Raw genomic sequence first — 16,703 nt, forward strand, 5'->3', positions numbered from 1 at the left:
ACGGAGTTTTACCAATGGCACAAATCGAAGTCAAAGTTCCCCAACTGTCGGAATCCGTCGCCGAAGCGACCCTGCTGGCCTGGCACAAGCGGGTTGGCGAAACTGTCACGCGCGATGAAAACCTGATCGACATCGAAACCGACAAAGTGGTGCTTGAACTGCCGGCACCCGCCGCCGGCGTGATCGTGCAGATCATCCAGAACGACGGCGCCACCGTCGTCGCCGACCAGGTGATCGCGATCATCGACACGGAAGCTACCGCCGTGGCTTCGCCAATCCCGGTCACCGCCGCACCTGTCTCGGTTGAAGCGCCAGCGACTCCGGCTCCGGCCGCGGCCGCCACCGGCGGTGCGAAAGGCGACGTGGCCATGCCGGCCGCCGCCAAGATCCTGTCCGAAAAAGGCCTGTCCGCGACCGACGTGTCCGGCTCCGGCAAGGATGGCCGCGTGACCAAGGGCGACGCCCTGGCCGCTTCCGCCAAGCCAGTTGCACCGGCACCGGCCGCTGCCCCAGCCGCCGCCGCCAAGCCGGCCCTGCAGAAGATCGCCGCGCCGACGTCGCTGAACCTGGGCGACCGTCCGGAAGAGCGCGTGCCGATGAGCCGCCTGCGCGCCCGTATCGCCGAGCGCCTCGTCGAATCGCAATCCACCAACGCCATCCTGACCACCTTCAACGAGGTGAACATGAAGCCGGTGATGGACCTGCGCAACAAGTACAAGGACAAGTTCGAGAAAGAGCACGGCGTGAAGCTGGGCTTCATGTCCTTCTTCGTGAAGGCCGCCGTGGCCGCACTGAAGAAGTACCCGATCCTGAACGCTTCGGTCGACGGTAACGACATCGTCTACCACGGCTACTTCGACATCGGTATCGCCGTCGGTTCGCCGCGCGGCCTGGTGGTGCCGATCCTGCGCAACGCCGACCAGATGACGATCGCCGAGATCGAGAAGAAGATCGGCGAATTCGGCCAGAAAGCCAAGGAAGGCAAGCTGACGCTGGACGACCTGACCGGCGGCACGTTCTCGATCTCGAACGGCGGTACCTTCGGCTCCATGCTGTCGACCCCGATCATCAACCCGCCGCAGTCGGCGATCCTGGGCGTGCACGCGACCAAGGACCGCGCCGTGGTGGAAGATGGCCAGATCGTGATCCGCCCGATGAACTACCTGGCGATGTCGTACGACCACCGCATCATCGACGGCCGCGAAGCCGTGCTGGGCCTGGTGGCGATGAAGGAAGCGCTGGAAGATCCGGCGCGCCTGCTGCTGGACCTGTAATCGAAGCGTAGGTAAATCACCGCGTGCCGGTACGCCACCGGCGTGTGAAGACGTGGTGTCGGACACCCCTGGGTGTCGGACACCGGTTTTTCCCGCCGGCGCTCGTGCTCTCAAAGCACCCCGGCATTAAAGCGAGAGGCATCCTGTGACCATCTCCGACGAAATCCGCCGCCTGCACGAGCTGCACCAGGCGGGTGCCTTGACCGACGCGGAGTTCGCCCGCGCCAAGGAACGCCTGCTGGACGGGGCACCTGGCCACGCGGCTGGCGCCGGCAACGGCGACCTGTCCAGCGAACTGTCGCGATTGCGCCGTTCGCGCGCCGACCGCTGGCTGGGTGGCGTGTGCGGTGGACTCGGCAAGGCTTCCGGTGTCGATGCGTGGATCTGGCGGCTCGTGTTCGTGCTGTTCACGATCTCGTTCGGCTTCGGGCTGGTGATTTACATTCTGTTGTGGATATTCGTCCCGGAAGAGGAACGTCTGCCGGGAGACGAAATAATTGGGAAATGACACATGAGCACTAAACAATTCGACGTAGTGGTGATCGGCGCCGGCCCCGGCGGCTATATCGCGGCAATCCGCGCGGCACAGCTGGGCTTTTCCGTGGCCTGTATCGATGAATGGGCCAACGAGAAGGGCGGCCCGGCCCCGGGCGGCACCTGCACCAACGTCGGCTGCATTCCGTCGAAGGCACTGCTGCAATCGTCCGAGCATTTCGAGCATGCCGGCCACGCGTTCAAGGAGCACGGCATCGAAGTGTCCGGCCTGGCGCTGAACCTGGGCCAGATGCTCAAGCGTAAGAACAACGTCGTGAAACAGAACAACGACGGCATCCTGTACCTGTTCAAGAAAAACAAGGTGAGCTTCTTCCACGGCCGCGGCGCGTTCGGCGGCGCAGCGACGTCTGAAGGCTACCCTATTGAAATCTCCGGTCCGACGACCGAGACGATCACCGGCAAGCAGGTGATCGTGGCAACGGGTTCCAACGCCCGCGCGCTGCCGGGCGCACCGTTCGATGAAAAGCTGATCCTGTCGAACACGGGCGCGCTGGCCATCGAAGGCGTGCCGGCCAAGCTGGGCGTGATCGGTGCCGGCGTGATCGGCCTGGAAATGGGCTCCGTGTGGCGCCGCCTGGGTTCCGACGTCACCGTGCTGGAAGGCCTGCCGACGTTCCTGGGTGCTGTCGACGAGCAGATCGCCAAGGAAGCGCACAAGCTGTTCACGAAGCAGGGCCTGAAGATCAGCCTGGGCGTGAAGGTGGAATCCGTGACGGCCGGCGAGAACAACGTGACCGTGAAATACGCGGATGCGTCGGGCGCCGCCCAGGAAGCCGTGTTCGACAAGCTGATCGTCTCGATCGGCCGCACCCCGAACACGAATGGCCTGGCAGCCGACAAGGCCGGCCTGGCGCTGGACGAGCGCGGCTTCATCGCCGTGGACGACGACTGCAAGACCAACCTGCCGAACGTGTGGGCGATCGGCGATGTGGTGCGCGGCCCGATGCTGGCGCACAAGGCCGAGGAAGAGGGCGTTGCCGTGGCCGAGCGTATCGCCGGCCAGCATGGCCACACCAATTTCGACACGATTCCCTGGGTGATCTACACGTCGCCGGAAATCGCGTGGGTCGGCAAGACCGAGCAGCAGCTGAAGGCTGCCGGTACGGCCTACAAGGCAGGCACGTTCCCGTTCCTGGCCAACGGCCGCGCACGCGCGCTGGGCGATACGTCGGGCATGGTGAAATTCCTGGCCGATGCCACGACCGACGAGATCCTGGGCGTGCACATCGTGGGCCCGATGGCTTCCGAGCTGATTTCCGAAGCCGTCGTGGCGATGGAGTTCAAGGCTTCGGCCGAAGACATCGCCCGCATCTGCCACGCGCACCCGTCGCTGTCGGAAGCGACCAAGGAAGCGGCACTGGCCGTCGACAAGCGCACGCTGAACTTCTAAGCGTCGACACGTAGTTGTGCGCCGGGCCGGTCATCATGCCGGCCCGGTGTTTTTGTATGAACAGAATCTCTCATGAACGTCCTCGAGTTTTACCAGCATGCGCTGGAACAGCGCAACTTCAAGCCCGATGAAGCCCAGCGCCGCGCCGTGGAACGGCTGCAGCAGTGCTACGACGAATGGGTGGACTACAAGGCCCAGCGCTCGAACAGCTTCAAGCGCCTGATCAACCGGCCCGACCCGCCGCGCGGCGTGTACATGTGGGGCGGCGTGGGGCGCGGCAAGTCGTTCCTGATGGATTCGTTCTATTCGGTGGTGCCGGTGGTGCGCAAGACGCGCCTGCACTTCCATGAATTCATGCGCGCCGTGCACATCCAGCTCGACGAGCTGATGGGCATTGCCGATCCGCTCGACGAAGTGGCCAAGCGCATCGCCAAGAAATACCGGCTGATCTGCTTCGACGAATTTCACGTGTCGGACGTGGCCGACGCGATGATCCTGTATAACCTGATGAAGGCGCTGTACGACAATGGCGTGTCGTTCATCATGACGTCGAACTACGAGCCGTCGACGCTGTATCCGGACGGGCTGCACCGCGACCGCATCCTGCCCACGATCGCGCTGCTGCAGGACCGGATGGATGTGCTGAACGTGGATGCCGGCGTGGACTACCGCGGCCGCGCGCTGGAGCAGGTGGATGCGTATTACACGCCGCTCAATGCCGCCACCGATGCCAAGTTGCGCGAGGCGTTCGTGAAGCTGGCCGACACGCAGGAGGAAGATCCGCACGTGACGGTGGAAGGGCGCGAGCTGCATGCGCTGCGCCGGGCCGGCACCGTGATCTGGTTCGATTTCCAGACGCTGTGCGGCGGCCCCCGCTCGCAGAACGACTATCTCGAGATCGCCAGCCGTTTCCATACCGTGATATTGTCCGGTGTGCCGATGATGTCGGCCGGCCAGTCGTCCGAAGCGCGCCGCTTCACGTGGCTGATCGACGTGTTCTACGACCAGGGCGTGAAGCTGGTGATGTCCGCCGAGGTGGAACCGGAAGAGCTGTACACATCGGGCATGCTGGCCAACGAATTCCACCGCACCGTGTCGCGCATCGTCGAGATGCAGTCGCGCGAGTACATGGAAAAAGCCCAGCGCGGTGGCGCGGCCGCCCTGACCTGACCTTGAAATTCACGGATCGAAAGATGGCATTGCATTTGAAAGCTTGGATGTGGATGGGCGGCCTGCTGCTGGCCGGTGGCGCGCTGGCGCAGCCGGCCGCGCCCGTCCAGTCGGTGGAACAGGCCGACGCGGTATTGGCGCAGGTGGCAAAGGACCGCGCGGCGGCCGAGAGCGAATATGCCGCTGGCGAGAGCGTGTGCTACACGAAGTTCTTCGTGAATAACTGCCTGGACAAGATCAAGGAACAGCGGCGCGCGCGGCTCGCCGAACTGCGCACGCTCGAGATCGACGCGAACTATGTCAAGCGCAAGAGCGCCGTCGACCTGCGCGACCGCGAACTGCAGGACCGCAACCAGCGCGACGCCGCCGAGGAAGCCAAGCGCGCTGCCAACCCGCCGGCACCGCACGCCGCCCCGGCCGACAAGCCGCGCCCGCAACCGGCCGGGACACTGCCCGCCCAGCGGCAGGCCGAGCACGCCGCCCGCGAGCAGCAGCGCGCCGCGCAGGATGCGGCCGAGGCAGGCGAGCGCGCCCGCAAGGTCGAGGCATTCCAGCAAAAGCAGGTCGATGCCGCCGAACGGCAGAAACGCGTGGCCGAAAAGCAGGCCGAACGCGCCGCCAAGCGCGCGAAACGGGAAGCCGATGAAGCCGCGAAGAAGGCGGCCGAAGCCGAACAGGCAAAGCAGAAGGCGCAGGGCAAGTAAGCCTTTTGCAACGACAAAACTGGGGACGTACCCCTGTTTCCAGGCAAGATTTCCTGGAAACAGGGGTACGTCCCCAGTTTTGCTTGGATGATTATTTCTGCGCCAGCAGCGTGCGGATCCTGGCTTCGGTCTTGTCGTAGTCGCCTTCGCCGAAATGCGTGTAGACCACTTTCCCTTTCTTGTCGATCAGGTAAACGGCGGGCCAGTACTGGTTGGCGTAGGCATTCCAGGTGGCATAGCGGTTGTCCTGCGCGACCGGGTAGGTGATGTCGAAGCGGCCGATGGCCTTTTTCACGTTGGCGGCGCTGCGCTCGAACGGGAATTCCGGCGTGTGGACGCCGACCACGACCAGCCCCTGGTCCTTGTACTTGCGGTGCCATTCAGTGACGTGCGGCAGCGTGCGGATGCAGTTGATGCAGGTGTACGTCCAGAAGTCCACCAGCACGACCTTGCCGCGCAATTGCTGCATCGTCAGCGGGGCGCTGTTGTGCCATTGCTCGATGCCCGTGAACTCGGGCGCGGTCAGGGGGACGGTGACGGGTGCCGGGGCGGGTGCGGCCGCGGCGCTCGTGCCGAGCAGGGCTGCGGCGATGAGGGTCAGGATGGTTTTCATGTCAGAGTCCTTTTACTTGGGGGAAGAAGTCGGCGGCCTTGGCATACAGCAGCGCGTCGTATTGGAAGTACATCGCCAGCGCGGTCAGCACGATCAGCACGCCGAAGACCTGCTGCAAGCGCACGCTGTACCGGGCGACCAGGCGCACCCGCCGCGTGACGGCCTGGCCGCCCAGCAGGATCGCCAGCATCGGCACGGCGGCGCCCACCGCATACAGGAACAGCAGCCACGCGGAGCGCGCCACATCCTGCGCACCGGCCACCAGCACGAGGATCGATGCCAGCACCGGGCCGGCGCATGGCGTCCACACGGCGCCCAGCGACGCACCGAGCAGGAAGCCGCCGTTCTCCGGCACGGGAAAGGACGGCAGCTTTGCCATCAGCCAGTCGTAGGGCTTGCTCCAGATGCGCAGCAGGCCGAATGCGCCGAGCAGCAGCAGCGATGCGTTGCGCAGCGTTTCCTGGGCCACCTGCACGGCGCTCGACGCCGCACCCAGCAGCAGGCCGGCCGCGGTAAAGGTGACGATGAAGCCGGCGATCGTCATGAACGGCCCGGAGCGGCTGAAGGCCTTGCCCGGCTGGCCGGCGGCCGTGCCGAACAGGATCGGCAGCACGGGCAGGATGCAGGGCGAGGCGACGGTGAAAACGCCGGCGGCCAGCGCCAGCGGTGCGTCGAGCAGGTGGTTCATGGCGGACTTTCGTGAGTGGCGATGTGGTCATTGGACCGCGGCCACGTATCGCCGGTGTGTCGCGCCATGGGGAGAAACGAAACGCTGTTTGTCCGCGCCGGGGGCGGATACATTGGCATACAAATGCCTGGCGCCGTTCGGCTATAACGTCGCCAAGGAGGACTTCAAATGAACCCGTTCAAGACATTCAGGCGCCTGGTGGCGATCTTGCTGTTCGCCGGCGCCGGCATCGCCGCCGAGCTGCGCCATCCGGGACCTTGTCCTTTGGTGACAATACAAGTGAAACGCCGTGCGCTAAGATAAAGCGATGAACAAGACCATGAACGATACCGACCATATCCTGGTCGTCGACGACGACCACGGCATCCGCGAGCTGCTCGCGACCTACCTGGAAAAAGAGGGCATGCGCACCTCGGTGGCCGCGAACGGCCGCCAGATGCGCGCCGCGCTGGATGCGGCCACGCCCGACCTGATCGTGCTGGACCTGATGCTGCCCGGCGAGGATGGCCTGGCGCTGTGCCGCGAGCTGCGCTCCGGCAAACACCGTAACGTGCCGGTGCTGATGCTGACCGCGCGCGACGACGAGGTGGACCGCATCATCGGCCTGGAAATGGGTGCCGACGACTACCTTGCCAAGCCGTTCGGCGTGCGCGAGCTGCTGGCCCGCATCCGCGCCGTGCTGCGCCGCACGCGCATGCTGCCGCCGAACATCCAGGTGACGGAAAGCGTGCAGATGCTGGCCTTCGGCGAGTGGAAGCTCGATACCACGCACCGCCACCTGCTCGACGAGCAGGGCACGATGGTGGCGCTGTCCGGTGCCGAGTACCGGCTGCTGCGCGTGTTCCTCGATCATCCGCAGCGCGTGCTCAATCGCGACCAGCTGATGAACCTGACGCAGGGCCGCAATGCCGACATCTACGACCGCTCGATCGACCTGCTGGTGAGCCGCCTGCGCCAGCGCCTGGGCGATGGCGCGCGCGAGCCCCGCTACATCAAGACACTGCGCAACGAAGGCTATGTGTTCTCGTCGGCCGTGACGCTGCTGGCGGATCCGCCGTGAACCGGCTGTACGATTTCATGCCGCGCAGCCTGTTCGCGCGAATCACCCTGATCCTGTGCGTGGGCCTGGCCATGGCGCAGGCATTGTCCACCTGGCTGACGGTGATGGAGCGGGACCGCGCCCTCGTGGACATCATGACCGGCTACGTGGAGCGTGAGGTGGTCACGTCCGTCGCGCTGCTCGACCACGTGCCGGCGGCCGAGCGCGAACGCTGGCTGCCCCAGCTGGCGCGGCGCAGCTACCGGTTCATCCTGGGGCCCGGCATTCCCGGCGTGGCGCCGGACGCGGAACTGTCGCGGCGCTTCGCCGGCGCGATCGCCGATGGTATCGGCAAGCGCTACCCGCTGACGGCGAACGCGGTACCGGGCGATGACGAGCGCTTCCAGGTGCACCTGGCGCTGTCGGACGGTGCGCCGCTGACGATCGACATGCGACCGATGGCCGGTGCGCCGCTGTCAAGCTGGCTGCCGGCCCTGCTGGCGATGCAGCTGGCGTTGCTGGGAGCCTGCTGCTGGGTGGCCGTGCGCCTTGCCACCCGCCCGCTGCACCAGCTGGCGCAGGCTGCCGACGGCCTGGGCCCGGACATGAAGGCGACCCGGCTGCCGGAAGAGGGACCGTCCGAAGTGGTGCGCGCCGCGCGCGCCTTCAACGCGATGCAGGACCGTATCGCGCTGTATGTCGCCGAACGCATCCGCATCCTCGCGGCGATCTCGCACGACCTGCAGACACCGATCACGCGCATGCGCATGCGGGTGGACATGATGGACGAGAGCGTCGAACAGGGCAAGCTGCGGCAGGATTTGCGCGAACTGGAAACGCTGGTGAAGGAGGGCGTGGCGTATGCGAAGACGCTGCATGGCACGCAGGAAGAGCCGCGCCGGATCGATCCCGACGCGCTGGTCGACAGCCTGGTGTGCGACTACGTCGATGCCGGGCAGGACGTGCGCCTGCGCGGCACGGTCGGCATGCCGCTCGTCACGAAACCGCAGGCATTGAAACGCATCCTAGGGAACCTGGCCGACAATGCGCTCAAATTCGGCGGCGCGGCGGAAATCGAACTGGGCATGGCGCCCGGCGGCCGGCCGACGATCGCGGTGCTCGATCGCGGGCCGGGCATTCCGGACGACCAGCTGGCGGCGGTCTTCGAACCATTCGTGCGGCTGGAGGAATCGCGCAACCGGGAAACTGGCGGCACCGGGCTCGGCTTGTCGATCGTGCGGCAACTGGCGTCGACACTGGGTGCCGAGATCGTGTTGCGCAACCGCGAAGGTGGCGGGCTGGAGGCGAGGGTGGTGCTGCCGGCCACTATGGCAGGCTAGGCTTCCACCAGCCGCACGATCGCCATCGTGCAATTGTCGCCATTGCCCTGCGCGCGTTCGCGTGCCTTGTCGACCAGCAGTTCGGCGGCCTGGCGCGGCGTGCGGCGCGAGACGGCGGCGGCCAGTTCACCGTCGGCGAACCATGGCCACAGCCCGTCCGTGCAAAGCAGGAAACCGTCGCCGGCCCGCAGCTTGTCATGCGAGCCGACGGATACGAACGGTGCTTTCAGCCGGTTGCCCAGCACATTGTTCAGCAGTTGCGAGGCGCGGTGCCGGCGGGCGGTAGCAAGGGCCAGTCCGTCGTTGGCGACGAGGTGCCCGATGTAGTCGGCGTCCCCCGTCTTGCCGGCCGGAGCGCCGCCGGCGAAACGGTACAGCCGGGCGTCGCCCACCGTGGCCCAGATGGCCTGTTGTGCCGGCGTCAGCACCAGCAGGGCCATCGCCGACTGGGCAGTGCCGGCATCGGGCAGCGGGTTCATGACGAGCACCTCGTGCGTTTCCTGGGCAATGGCGCGCAACAGCTGGCCGATGCGTTCGATGCTCGGGGCATCACCGGGCCGGTATTCGTCGAACAACTGTTTACTTGTATGCAGCAGTTGCTCGGCGCCGGCCGCGGTCGCGTGACCGCCATCGCCGACGACGGCCAGCACATAGCCGGGCGCCTGCGCGGCCGTGAAAAGGGCCGCGCGGTCGTGCTGGCGGGGCCGGTCGCCCACGTGCTGCGCGGTGCCGGCTTCGATTTTGTAGATGCTCATGATGGCGGGAAAAGGCTCCCGGCTTCTTTCCGTTGCTGACCTGAGTTAAACTATGCCCTAGCGAGCAGTTTGGTGGCAAGCAATAGTTGCCATGTGGATTGTTGTGCTGTTAGCAAATGATGTTGGTAGGACGATGTTGGCAAGACAATGTTGGCAACGACGTTGGCCTTGAGCTTGGTAGCCCCCACACTGGTAGCGAATTCCCCCATGAAGAACGAAGAAGAGATCCGGCGCCGCATCGTCGAACTGGACGTGGAGCATCGCGACCTGGATGCGGTGATCGAAATGCTGACGCGCGAAGGCCATCACGACCAGCTCCAGCTGCGTCGTTTGAAGAAACGCAAACTGCAATTGAAGGACTACATCACGCTGTTGAAGATGCAGCTGGTGCCCGACGTACCTGCCTGATTTTCGCTTGAGCAACAGCCGAGCAATAGCCGAGCAATAGCCCAGCAACAACCGAGCAATCACCTAGCAAGAAGCAAATTGACCGACCAAGACCAGACGCCAGCCGTTCCCGACGGCCATGGCGACGATTCCGTTTCCGCAGCCGCTCCCGGCAAATACGATGCCGAAGTCGAGCGCCTGTTCGGCGTCGGCGGCCCGCTGGGGCCGGCGGTCGGCGGTTTTCGTCCCCGCAAATCGCAAACCGAGATGGCGAAGGCCATTGCCCAGGCCATCGCCGAACAGCAGACGCTGATCGCCGAGGCGGGCACCGGCACGGGCAAGACGTTCGCCTACCTGGTGCCGGCGCTGATGTGGGGCGGCAAGACGATCGTGTCGACCGGCACGAAGAACCTCCAGGACCAGCTGTTCCTGCGCGATATTCCCACCGTGCGCGCCGCATTGAAGGCGCCGGTGTCGGTGGCGCTGCTGAAGGGCCGCGGCAATTACCTGTGCCATTACCACCTGGAGCGCACGCTGGCGAACGGCCGGATGACGTCGCGCGAGGACGTGGGCTACCTGCGCGAAATTTCCCGCTTCCTGAAGATGACGCAGACGGGTGACAAGGCCGAACTGGCGCGCGTGCCGGAGAACGCGCCGGTGTGGAACCTCGTCACGTCCACGCGCGAGAATTGCCTTGGCCAGGAGTGCCAGTACAACCAGGACTGCTTCGTGCTGAAAGCGCGGCGCGAGGCGCAGCAGGCGGACGTGGTGGTCGTCAACCACCACCTGTTCTTTGCCGACGTGGCGCTGAAGGATACCGGCGTGGCCGAGCTGCTGCCGTCGGCGAACACGATCATCTTCGACGAGGCGCACCAGCTGCCCGATACGGCCACGCTGTTCTTCGGCGAGACGGTGTCCACCAGCCAGGTGCTGGAACTGTGCCGCGACGTGCTGGCCGAAGGCCTGGCGCATGCGCGCGACGGCGCCAACTGGGCCAGCGTGGTCTCCGTGGTGGAGAAGGCGGCGCGCGACCTGCGCCTGACCTTCCCGCAGGATGTGGTGCGGCTGTCGCTGCCGCAGATCGCGCCGTCGTCCGAGTTTTTCCCGGCGCTGGAAAAGCTCAAGCAGGAGCTGGACGGCATGCTCGAGGTGCTGGAAGGGCAGGCGCAGCGCGCCGAGACCATCGAGCATTGCCGCACGCGCGGCCTGGAACTGGCGCAGAAATACAAGGACTGGACCTACGATCCCAAGGTCAAGGTGCCGCCGGGCAAGGAGGCCGTGTACTGGGTGGAGGCGTTCGCCAGCTCGCTGCAGTTGCACAAGACGCCCCTGTCGATCGCACAGATTTTCAGCAACCAACGCGAAGGCACGCCGCGCAGCTGGATCTTCACGTCGGCGACGCTGGCGGTGAAGAACGACTTCAAGCACTTCTCCCATCAACTGGGGCTGTACGACGAGCCGGCGATGTCCTGGCCCAGCCCATTCGACTACGCGGAGCAGGGCATCCTGTATGTGCCGCAGGGATTGCCCGATCCGAATTCGCTGGGCTACACGGACGCGGTGCTCGATTGCGCGCTGCCCGTCATCGAGGCGGCCGGCGGGCGCACCTTCCTGCTGTGCACCACGCTGCGCGCCGTGAAGCGCGCCGCGGAGCGGCTGCGCGATGAATTCGAGCGCCGTGGCCTGAAGTTCCCGCTGTTCGTGCAGGGCGACCGTGGCCGCACCGAGCTGCTGGACCAGTTCCGCAAGGCCGGCAACGGGGTGCTGATCGGTAGCCAGAGCTTCTGGGAAGGCGTGGACGTACGGGGCGAGGCGCTGTCACTCGTCATCATCGACAAGCTGCCGTTCGCGCCGCCGGACGACCCGGTACTGGCCGCGCGCATCGAGGTGATGGAAAAGAAGGGCATGAACGGCTTCGTCCACCACACGCTGCCCGAAGCGATCATCAACCTGAAGCAGGGCGCCGGCCGGCTGATCCGCGATGAAGGCGACCGCGGCGTGCTGATGCTGTGCGATCCGCGCGTGATCACCAAGCCCTACGGGCGCCGCATCTGGCAAAGCCTGCCACCTTTCAAGCGCACCCGCGAGCAGGCGGAAGTGATCGCCTTCTTCCAGCCGCCCGCGGCGGAATAATTCCTCCTTGATCCCTCCATGGCGCGTTGACTGCGCAGTCGCTTGACTGCGCAGTCAACCTGCAAATGAGATTTGCGCCAGCGCAAAGTAACCGTTGACCAGCTTGTTACAGTGGGCCGCAGCAGTTACACAAAAAAAGTCAAATCAGGGGAGAAACAGGAGAGGACGACATGACGATCCGCTATGGCTGTTTCTTCAGCTATGCCCATGGCCAGCATGCCTACATGAGGGAATTCCGCAATGCCCTCGTCGACGCGCTGCGCTGCTACCTCGAACCGCACCTCGATACCGAAGCCGAACTGTTCGTCGACAGCGAACAGCTTGGCGGCGGCGACGATTTGGACACGAAAATCGCCCGCGCCATGTGTGAGAGCGCATGCATGATCATGATCTACACGCCGAAGTACGAGGCCCACGCGTACACCCGGCGTGAATTCGCCGCCATGCAGATGATCGAGGCCGAGCGCCGTGCCTGGTATCCGCTGCCCAGCCACCTGATCATCCCCGTGATCATGACGCGGCACCCGATCGGCCTGCCGCCCCAGATCAGCGAACCGGGCTTCTATGTCGACTTCTCGCGCTACACGCTGGCGACGGGCGACCTGAAGACGAACCCAGATTACCTGCCCGACATCGCCAAGATCGTGCAGCGCATCGTCGCCCATTATCACTACCTGAAATACAGTATCCCGCCCGGGCACGATTGCGGCCGGTTCGTGCTGCCGCCGGCGCCGCCGGAATGGCGCCCGGTGCCGCCGCCGCATTTCCCCCGGTGAGTGTTCCTCGCCGCGCCACACCGTTTTTCATGTGTCCACGCACGTTTCCACAGGTTTTTCTTCGATAAGGGCCCCGCCATGGAACCGCACCGACTGTCCCTCCCGTCGCTCGACGAACCCGGCGAAGTCGCCACCTTCTATTCCCACAAGGGCGGTGCCGGGCGCACGATGGCGCTGGCCAACCTTGCCGTCATGCTCGCGCGCCGCAACAATGCAACCGTGCCGACGCTGATGATCGACTGGGACCTGGAAGCACCGGGCCTGCACCATTATTTCCGCGCGAGCGGGGAGGGGCCGGGCGTGCTGGAACTGTTCGAGGCTTGCCGTGACCAGCTGCTGCGCCGCACGCGGCTGGCGGCCGGTGGCGACGACGCGGTGGTGGCCCAGGCCGTGCTGGATGCGGTGGGCTGGGAGCAGTACGTGACCCGGGCGGACAATGGCCGCCCGCTGTACCTGATGCGCGCCGGCCGGCAGGATGCGAGCTACCCGGAACGGCTCGCGCGGCTGGACTGGGAAGCATTGTTCGACGCCTGCCCGGCACTGTTTCGCGTCTTCGCGGAAAACCTGGCGCGGCGTTTCCGCCACGTGCTCGTGGACTCCAGCGCGGGGCGTGGCGGTACGACGGGCATCTGCACGACGCTGCTGCCAACGAAGCTGGTGCTCGTGTTCGCACCGAACCGCCAGAACCTGGAAGGCATCGAGGCGCTGGTACAGCGCGCCACCACCTGGCGCCGCAGTCATGAGGAAGAACAGCGCCAGATGCTGGTCTACCCGCTGCCTTCGCGCATCGAGATGGACGATTCGTCACGCCGCGCGCTGTGGCGGCGGGGCGATCCTGAGCGCGGCGTTCCCGGTTACCAGCCGCTGTTCGAACGAGCATTTGCCGAAGCTTACGGGTTGTCGCGCATGTCGCTGGAAAGCTATTTCGACGAAGTGCAGTTGCAGCAGGCGCACAGTCTCGCATGCGGCGAACCGCTTCCCGTCCATGGCGACGAGGAACACGACCGCTTTTCCGTCACGCGCACGTTCCAGGCATTCCTTGGATGGTTCCTGGGCGGTTACCGGCCATGGCAGTCGCGCGATGAAATTCCGTTGCTCAATGCCGTGGCGCAGGGCCGGGCGGCAATGGAGCGCGGCGGCGGCCGCGGCGTTTCGCTGCCGCTGGCCCGCGACCTGGCCCGCCTTGGCGAACTGTATCGCCGCGAGGGCCGCCTGGATCAGGCCGCCGGCTGCATCGAGGAAGGCCTGGCGCTGCACGTGCTGATCCTGGGCGACGACCATGCCGATACGCTGGACAGCAAGGCGGCGCTGGCCGACCTGCTGTTCGAGCAGGAAAAGTATGGGGAGGCGCATTTCCTTCAGGAAACGGTGCTGGAAGTGCGCGAGCGGCTGTTCGGCGCCGGCGCACCCGTCACGCTGGAAGCGGCTTCCGCGCTGGCGGCAACGCTGGCGCAACTGCACCAGACACCCGAAGCGCTGGCGCTGCAGGATGCCGTCATCGACGCCCACCAGCGCCAGCTGGGCAATGAACATCTGGCCACCATTGAAAGCCTGGCGGTGCGCGCCGACATCCTGTGCCACGGCGAACAGCTCGAGGGCGCCGTGGAACTGCTCGAACAGGTGCTTGCGCTGCGCAGCCGCCTGCTGGGGCCTGAACACGCCGACACGGTGCGCACGCGCAAGGTGCTGCTGCAGGCACGCAACCGGCTGAAGCAGCCGGAGCGCCCGGCCGCGCGCGATGTGCACGGGAGCAAGCAGGAGTGTGGACACGAATGTGGGCAGGAATGTGGGCAAAAGCGCGGGCGCGATCCGCAAGGCATCGGCATCGAGCAGGGGCGCGCGGCCTATCCGGCAAGCCGCGAACGGCGCGTTACGCCGGACGAGCTCGCCGTCGATGGCGACCTGTCCACGTCGCGCCTGCGCTGAAAGCGCCACATTCCGCAGCACAGGGCAGTGCCAGCATGTGCTGGACGGGCGTTGCTTCAGGTAAAATTCCCCTATGAGAATCCTGATCAGTAACGACGACGGCTACCTGGCGCCCGGCATCAACGCACTCGCGGACGCGCTGGCCACGATCGCCGACATCGTGGTGGTGGCACCCGACAGCAACCGCTCCGGCGCATCGAATTCGCTGTCGCTGGACCGGCCGCTGTCGGTGCAGCAAGCCGCCAATGGTTTCTATTTTGTCAATGGCACACCCACCGACTGCGTGCACGTGGCATTGACGGGCATGCTCGTCGAACGCCCGGACCTGGTGGTTTCCGGCATCAACAATGGCCCCAATATGGGGGACGACACGCTGTACTCGGGCACGGTGGCGGCTGCTACCGAAGGCTACCTGTTCGGCATTCCAGCCATTGCCTTCTCGCAAGGCGAATGGGGCTGGGCCCATATCGACGATGCGGCCAAGGCAGCGCGCGACATCGTGCTGCGCTACGCCGATGCCCTGGCGAAGCCCTACCTGCTGAACGTGAATATCCCGAACCGGCCCTACGATATGCTGGGCCAGCCGGTTGCCACGCGGCTGGGGCGGCGACACCAGGCCGAACCGGTGATCAAGAGCCACGACCCGCGCGGCCGCGAGATTTTCTGGATCGGCCCGCCCGGTGCCTGCAAGGATGCCGGCGAAGGCACCGATTTCCACGCCGTACAGCAGGGCAACATCTCCATGACGCCGTTGCAGATCGACCTGACCCATCGCACACAACTCGACCTCCTGGCAAAGGCCCTCGGATGACCGACAAGCCCCGTAACTTCCCGCTGCCCCTTTCGTCGGTGACGGACAAGGGGCAAAAGAAGCAACCCGTCTTTGGCCCGGTGGCAACACCGCAGACGGCGACGCGCAATGCCGCCTACAACGCCTTGCACAACACGGCCCCGAACACGGCGGGCAAGCCGACCCATGCCCCGGCACCCGGCATGCCGGCGTCCACGCATGGTCTCAATGCGCGGCCCGGTCGCCCGGTCGGCGTGCCGCCCGAGCGCGTGCCGCCGGCGGCACCGAGGCAGGATGCACTGGTGTCGGGCGCGGTGCGGCGCGCGATGGTGGCGCGGGTGGCGCAGCAGGGCGTGCGCGACCGGGCAGTTTTGAGTGCGCTGGAAGCCGTGCCGCGTCACCTTTTCGTGGAAGAGGGGCTGGCGCCGCAAGCCTATATCGATGCGTCGCTGCCGATCGGCCATCACCAGACGATCTCGCAACCCTATATCGTGGGGCGGATGATCGAAGTGATGCGGCAGGGCGCGACACTGCAGCGGGTACTGGAAATCGGTACCGGTTGCGGCTACCAGGCAGCCGTTCTTGCATGTATTGCACAAGACGTGTATTCCATTGAGCGCATCAAACCGTTACATGAGCTGGCGAAAGCCAACCTGCGGCCGCTGCGGGTGCCGAACCTGCGGTTGCATTACGGAGATGGTATGCTTGGGCTGCCACAGGCAGCGCCGTTCGACGGCATCATCCTCGCCGCCGCGGGTCTGGAAGTACCGCGGGCGCTGCTGGAGCAATTGGCCATCGGCGGGCGATTGGTTGCGCCGGTAGGCGAGCGCAGCCAGCACCTGGAGCTGGTCACGCGTGTGGCAAAGAGCGAATGGCAGCGCCAGATGCTCGAAGATTGCCATTTCGTACCGCTGCGGCCCGGTACGGTGTGAAGAACGCAGTGAGGAAATTGCGGTGTGAGAAGTGCGGCAGGAAGCGCGCTTTGTGCGCTCTGTAAAAGCGCATTGGACATTGCACGGAGCGTTTGCGTTGAACGTTTGCAAAAGCGTTTGCCCTGAACATTCGCATAAACGTTTGCAACAAGCGTTTGCATTGAACGTGTGGCAAGTGTTTGCATCAAACGTTTGCACTGCAAGTTCCTCATTGTAAAGAACAAGTAATAA

The 16,703-nt window shown here is 65.2% G+C and carries 17 protein-coding genes; 14 read left to right on the forward strand and 3 right to left on the reverse strand.

Translation table 11 applies throughout. From position 1 onward, the window contains the following. The first annotated feature begins 14 nt into the window (after nucleotides 1-14). From odhB to EWM63_RS20660, 5 genes are all read left to right on the forward strand, one after another. Nucleotides 15-1,274: a 2-oxoglutarate dehydrogenase complex dihydrolipoyllysine-residue succinyltransferase gene (gene odhB / locus EWM63_RS20640; RefSeq protein WP_130188216.1), complete on the forward strand. Its 1,260-nt coding sequence runs from the start codon at nucleotides 15-17 to the stop codon at nucleotides 1,272-1,274. A 145-nt stretch (nucleotides 1,275-1,419) separates the two neighbouring features. Beyond that, a complete protein-coding gene (locus tag EWM63_RS20645; RefSeq protein WP_130188217.1) occupies nucleotides 1,420-1,782 on the forward strand; it encodes a PspC domain-containing protein in 363 nt (120 codons plus the stop codon). A 3-nt stretch (nucleotides 1,783-1,785) separates the two neighbouring features. Further along, nucleotides 1,786-3,219 carry a dihydrolipoyl dehydrogenase gene (gene lpdA / locus EWM63_RS20650; RefSeq protein WP_130188218.1) on the forward strand — a complete coding sequence of 478 codons (1,434 nt, stop codon included), beginning with the start codon at nucleotides 1,786-1,788 and terminating at the stop codon, nucleotides 3,217-3,219. A gap of 72 nt (nucleotides 3,220-3,291) precedes the next feature. After that, nucleotides 3,292-4,389 (forward strand): cell division protein ZapE, encoded by a 1,098-nt coding sequence (zapE, locus tag EWM63_RS20655; RefSeq protein ID WP_130188219.1) that lies wholly within the window; start codon nucleotides 3,292-3,294, stop codon nucleotides 4,387-4,389. 23 nt (nucleotides 4,390-4,412) lie between these two features. Then, nucleotides 4,413-5,093: a hypothetical protein gene (locus EWM63_RS20660; RefSeq protein ID WP_229487399.1), complete on the forward strand. Its 681-nt coding sequence runs from the start codon at nucleotides 4,413-4,415 to the stop codon at nucleotides 5,091-5,093. A 91-nt stretch (nucleotides 5,094-5,184) separates the two neighbouring features. Here EWM63_RS20660 and EWM63_RS20665 read toward each other — a convergent pair whose 3' ends face one another. Continuing rightward, nucleotides 5,185-5,706, reverse strand: a complete 522-nt coding sequence (locus EWM63_RS20665; protein WP_130188220.1) for a thioredoxin family protein — start codon at nucleotides 5,704-5,706, stop codon at nucleotides 5,185-5,187. A 1-nt stretch (nucleotide 5,707) separates the two neighbouring features. Beyond that, a complete protein-coding gene (locus tag EWM63_RS20670) occupies nucleotides 5,708-6,394 on the reverse strand; it encodes a cytochrome c biogenesis CcdA family protein (protein ID WP_130188221.1) in 687 nt (228 codons plus the stop codon). A 168-nt stretch (nucleotides 6,395-6,562) separates the two neighbouring features. Here EWM63_RS20670 and EWM63_RS32850 point away from each other — a divergent pair, with 168 nt between their 5' ends. From EWM63_RS32850 to EWM63_RS20680, 3 genes are read left to right on the forward strand one after another with little or no spacing between them, the layout of a single operon-like run. Continuing rightward, nucleotides 6,563-6,697, forward strand: a complete 135-nt coding sequence (locus EWM63_RS32850; protein ID WP_259772488.1) for a hypothetical protein — start codon at nucleotides 6,563-6,565, stop codon at nucleotides 6,695-6,697. A gap of 16 nt (nucleotides 6,698-6,713) precedes the next feature. After that, nucleotides 6,714-7,454 carry a response regulator gene (locus EWM63_RS20675; protein WP_130190510.1) on the forward strand — a complete coding sequence of 247 codons (741 nt, stop codon included), beginning with the start codon at nucleotides 6,714-6,716 and terminating at the stop codon, nucleotides 7,452-7,454. 17 nt (nucleotides 7,455-7,471) lie between these two features. Next, nucleotides 7,472-8,773: an ATP-binding protein gene (locus EWM63_RS20680; RefSeq protein WP_130190511.1), complete on the forward strand. Its 1,302-nt coding sequence runs from the start codon at nucleotides 7,472-7,474 to the stop codon at nucleotides 8,771-8,773. On the opposite strand, the gene EWM63_RS20685 is transcribed toward EWM63_RS20680, so the two are convergent. Further along, nucleotides 8,770-9,528 carry a PP2C family protein-serine/threonine phosphatase gene (locus tag EWM63_RS20685; RefSeq protein WP_130188222.1) on the reverse strand — a complete coding sequence of 253 codons (759 nt, stop codon included), beginning with the start codon at nucleotides 9,526-9,528 and terminating at the stop codon, nucleotides 8,770-8,772. The two genes, EWM63_RS20680 and EWM63_RS20685, sit on opposite strands and share 4 nt — an antisense overlap. A gap of 207 nt (nucleotides 9,529-9,735) precedes the next feature. Here EWM63_RS20685 and EWM63_RS20690 point away from each other — a divergent pair, with 207 nt between their 5' ends. From EWM63_RS20690 to EWM63_RS20715, 6 genes are all read left to right on the forward strand, one after another. Then, entirely contained in the window at nucleotides 9,736-9,936 is a 201-nt protein-coding gene (locus tag EWM63_RS20690; RefSeq protein WP_130188223.1) for a YdcH family protein, read from the forward strand. A 78-nt stretch (nucleotides 9,937-10,014) separates the two neighbouring features. Beyond that, entirely contained in the window at nucleotides 10,015-12,048 is a 2,034-nt protein-coding gene (gene yoaA, locus EWM63_RS20695) for a DNA repair helicase YoaA (protein WP_130188224.1), read from the forward strand. A 170-nt stretch (nucleotides 12,049-12,218) separates the two neighbouring features. Continuing rightward, on the forward strand, nucleotides 12,219-12,824 hold the full coding sequence (locus EWM63_RS20700; protein ID WP_130188225.1) for a toll/interleukin-1 receptor domain-containing protein: 606 nt from the start codon (nucleotides 12,219-12,221) through the stop codon (nucleotides 12,822-12,824). A gap of 78 nt (nucleotides 12,825-12,902) precedes the next feature. Continuing rightward, nucleotides 12,903-14,750 carry a KGGVGR-motif variant AAA ATPase gene (locus EWM63_RS20705; protein ID WP_130188226.1) on the forward strand — a complete coding sequence of 616 codons (1,848 nt, stop codon included), beginning with the start codon at nucleotides 12,903-12,905 and terminating at the stop codon, nucleotides 14,748-14,750. Nucleotides 14,751-14,823: 73 nt separating this feature from the next. Beyond that, the gene (gene surE, locus EWM63_RS20710; protein ID WP_130188227.1) at nucleotides 14,824-15,561 is read left to right on the forward strand and encodes a 5'/3'-nucleotidase SurE; all 738 of its coding nucleotides are present in this window, start codon (nucleotides 14,824-14,826) and stop codon (nucleotides 15,559-15,561) included. Then, the gene (locus tag EWM63_RS20715; protein ID WP_130188228.1) at nucleotides 15,558-16,472 is read left to right on the forward strand and encodes a protein-L-isoaspartate(D-aspartate) O-methyltransferase; all 915 of its coding nucleotides are present in this window, start codon (nucleotides 15,558-15,560) and stop codon (nucleotides 16,470-16,472) included. Before surE ends, EWM63_RS20715 begins: the two co-directional genes overlap by 4 nt. The last annotated feature ends 231 nt before the right edge of the window (nucleotides 16,473-16,703 follow it).

It is taken from the genome of Pseudoduganella lutea, assembly GCF_004209755.1.
Lineage (GTDB): Bacteria > Pseudomonadota > Gammaproteobacteria > Burkholderiales > Burkholderiaceae_D > Rugamonas > Rugamonas lutea.

What these genes read in the sequence shown, in the direction of transcription:
- EWM63_RS20675 (WP_130190510.1), top strand. Translation starts at nt 6,714, where the DNA reads ATGAACGATACCGACCATATCCTGGTCGTCGACGACGACCACGGCATC.
- EWM63_RS20705 (WP_130188226.1), top strand. Translation starts at nt 12,903, where the DNA reads ATGGAACCGCACCGACTGTCCCTCCCGTCGCTCGACGAACCCGGCGAA.
- odhB (WP_130188216.1), top strand. Translation starts at nt 15, where the DNA reads ATGGCACAAATCGAAGTCAAAGTTCCCCAACTGTCGGAATCCGTCGCC.
- EWM63_RS20665 (WP_130188220.1), bottom strand. Translation starts at nt 5,706, where the DNA reads ATGAAAACCATCCTGACCCTCATCGCCGCAGCCCTGCTCGGCACGAGC.
- EWM63_RS32850 (WP_259772488.1), top strand. Translation starts at nt 6,563, where the DNA reads ATGAACCCGTTCAAGACATTCAGGCGCCTGGTGGCGATCTTGCTGTTC.
- EWM63_RS20680 (WP_130190511.1), top strand. Translation starts at nt 7,472, where the DNA reads ATGCCGCGCAGCCTGTTCGCGCGAATCACCCTGATCCTGTGCGTGGGC.
- zapE (WP_130188219.1), top strand. Translation starts at nt 3,292, where the DNA reads ATGAACGTCCTCGAGTTTTACCAGCATGCGCTGGAACAGCGCAACTTC.
- EWM63_RS20685 (WP_130188222.1), bottom strand. Translation starts at nt 9,528, where the DNA reads ATGAGCATCTACAAAATCGAAGCCGGCACCGCGCAGCACGTGGGCGAC.
- EWM63_RS20690 (WP_130188223.1), top strand. Translation starts at nt 9,736, where the DNA reads ATGAAGAACGAAGAAGAGATCCGGCGCCGCATCGTCGAACTGGACGTG.
- EWM63_RS20670 (WP_130188221.1), bottom strand. Translation starts at nt 6,394, where the DNA reads ATGAACCACCTGCTCGACGCACCGCTGGCGCTGGCCGCCGGCGTTTTC.
- surE (WP_130188227.1), top strand. Translation starts at nt 14,824, where the DNA reads ATGAGAATCCTGATCAGTAACGACGACGGCTACCTGGCGCCCGGCATC.
- EWM63_RS20660 (WP_229487399.1), top strand. Translation starts at nt 4,413, where the DNA reads ATGGCATTGCATTTGAAAGCTTGGATGTGGATGGGCGGCCTGCTGCTG.
- lpdA (WP_130188218.1), top strand. Translation starts at nt 1,786, where the DNA reads ATGAGCACTAAACAATTCGACGTAGTGGTGATCGGCGCCGGCCCCGGC.
- EWM63_RS20715 (WP_130188228.1), top strand. Translation starts at nt 15,558, where the DNA reads ATGACCGACAAGCCCCGTAACTTCCCGCTGCCCCTTTCGTCGGTGACG.
- EWM63_RS20700 (WP_130188225.1), top strand. Translation starts at nt 12,219, where the DNA reads ATGACGATCCGCTATGGCTGTTTCTTCAGCTATGCCCATGGCCAGCAT.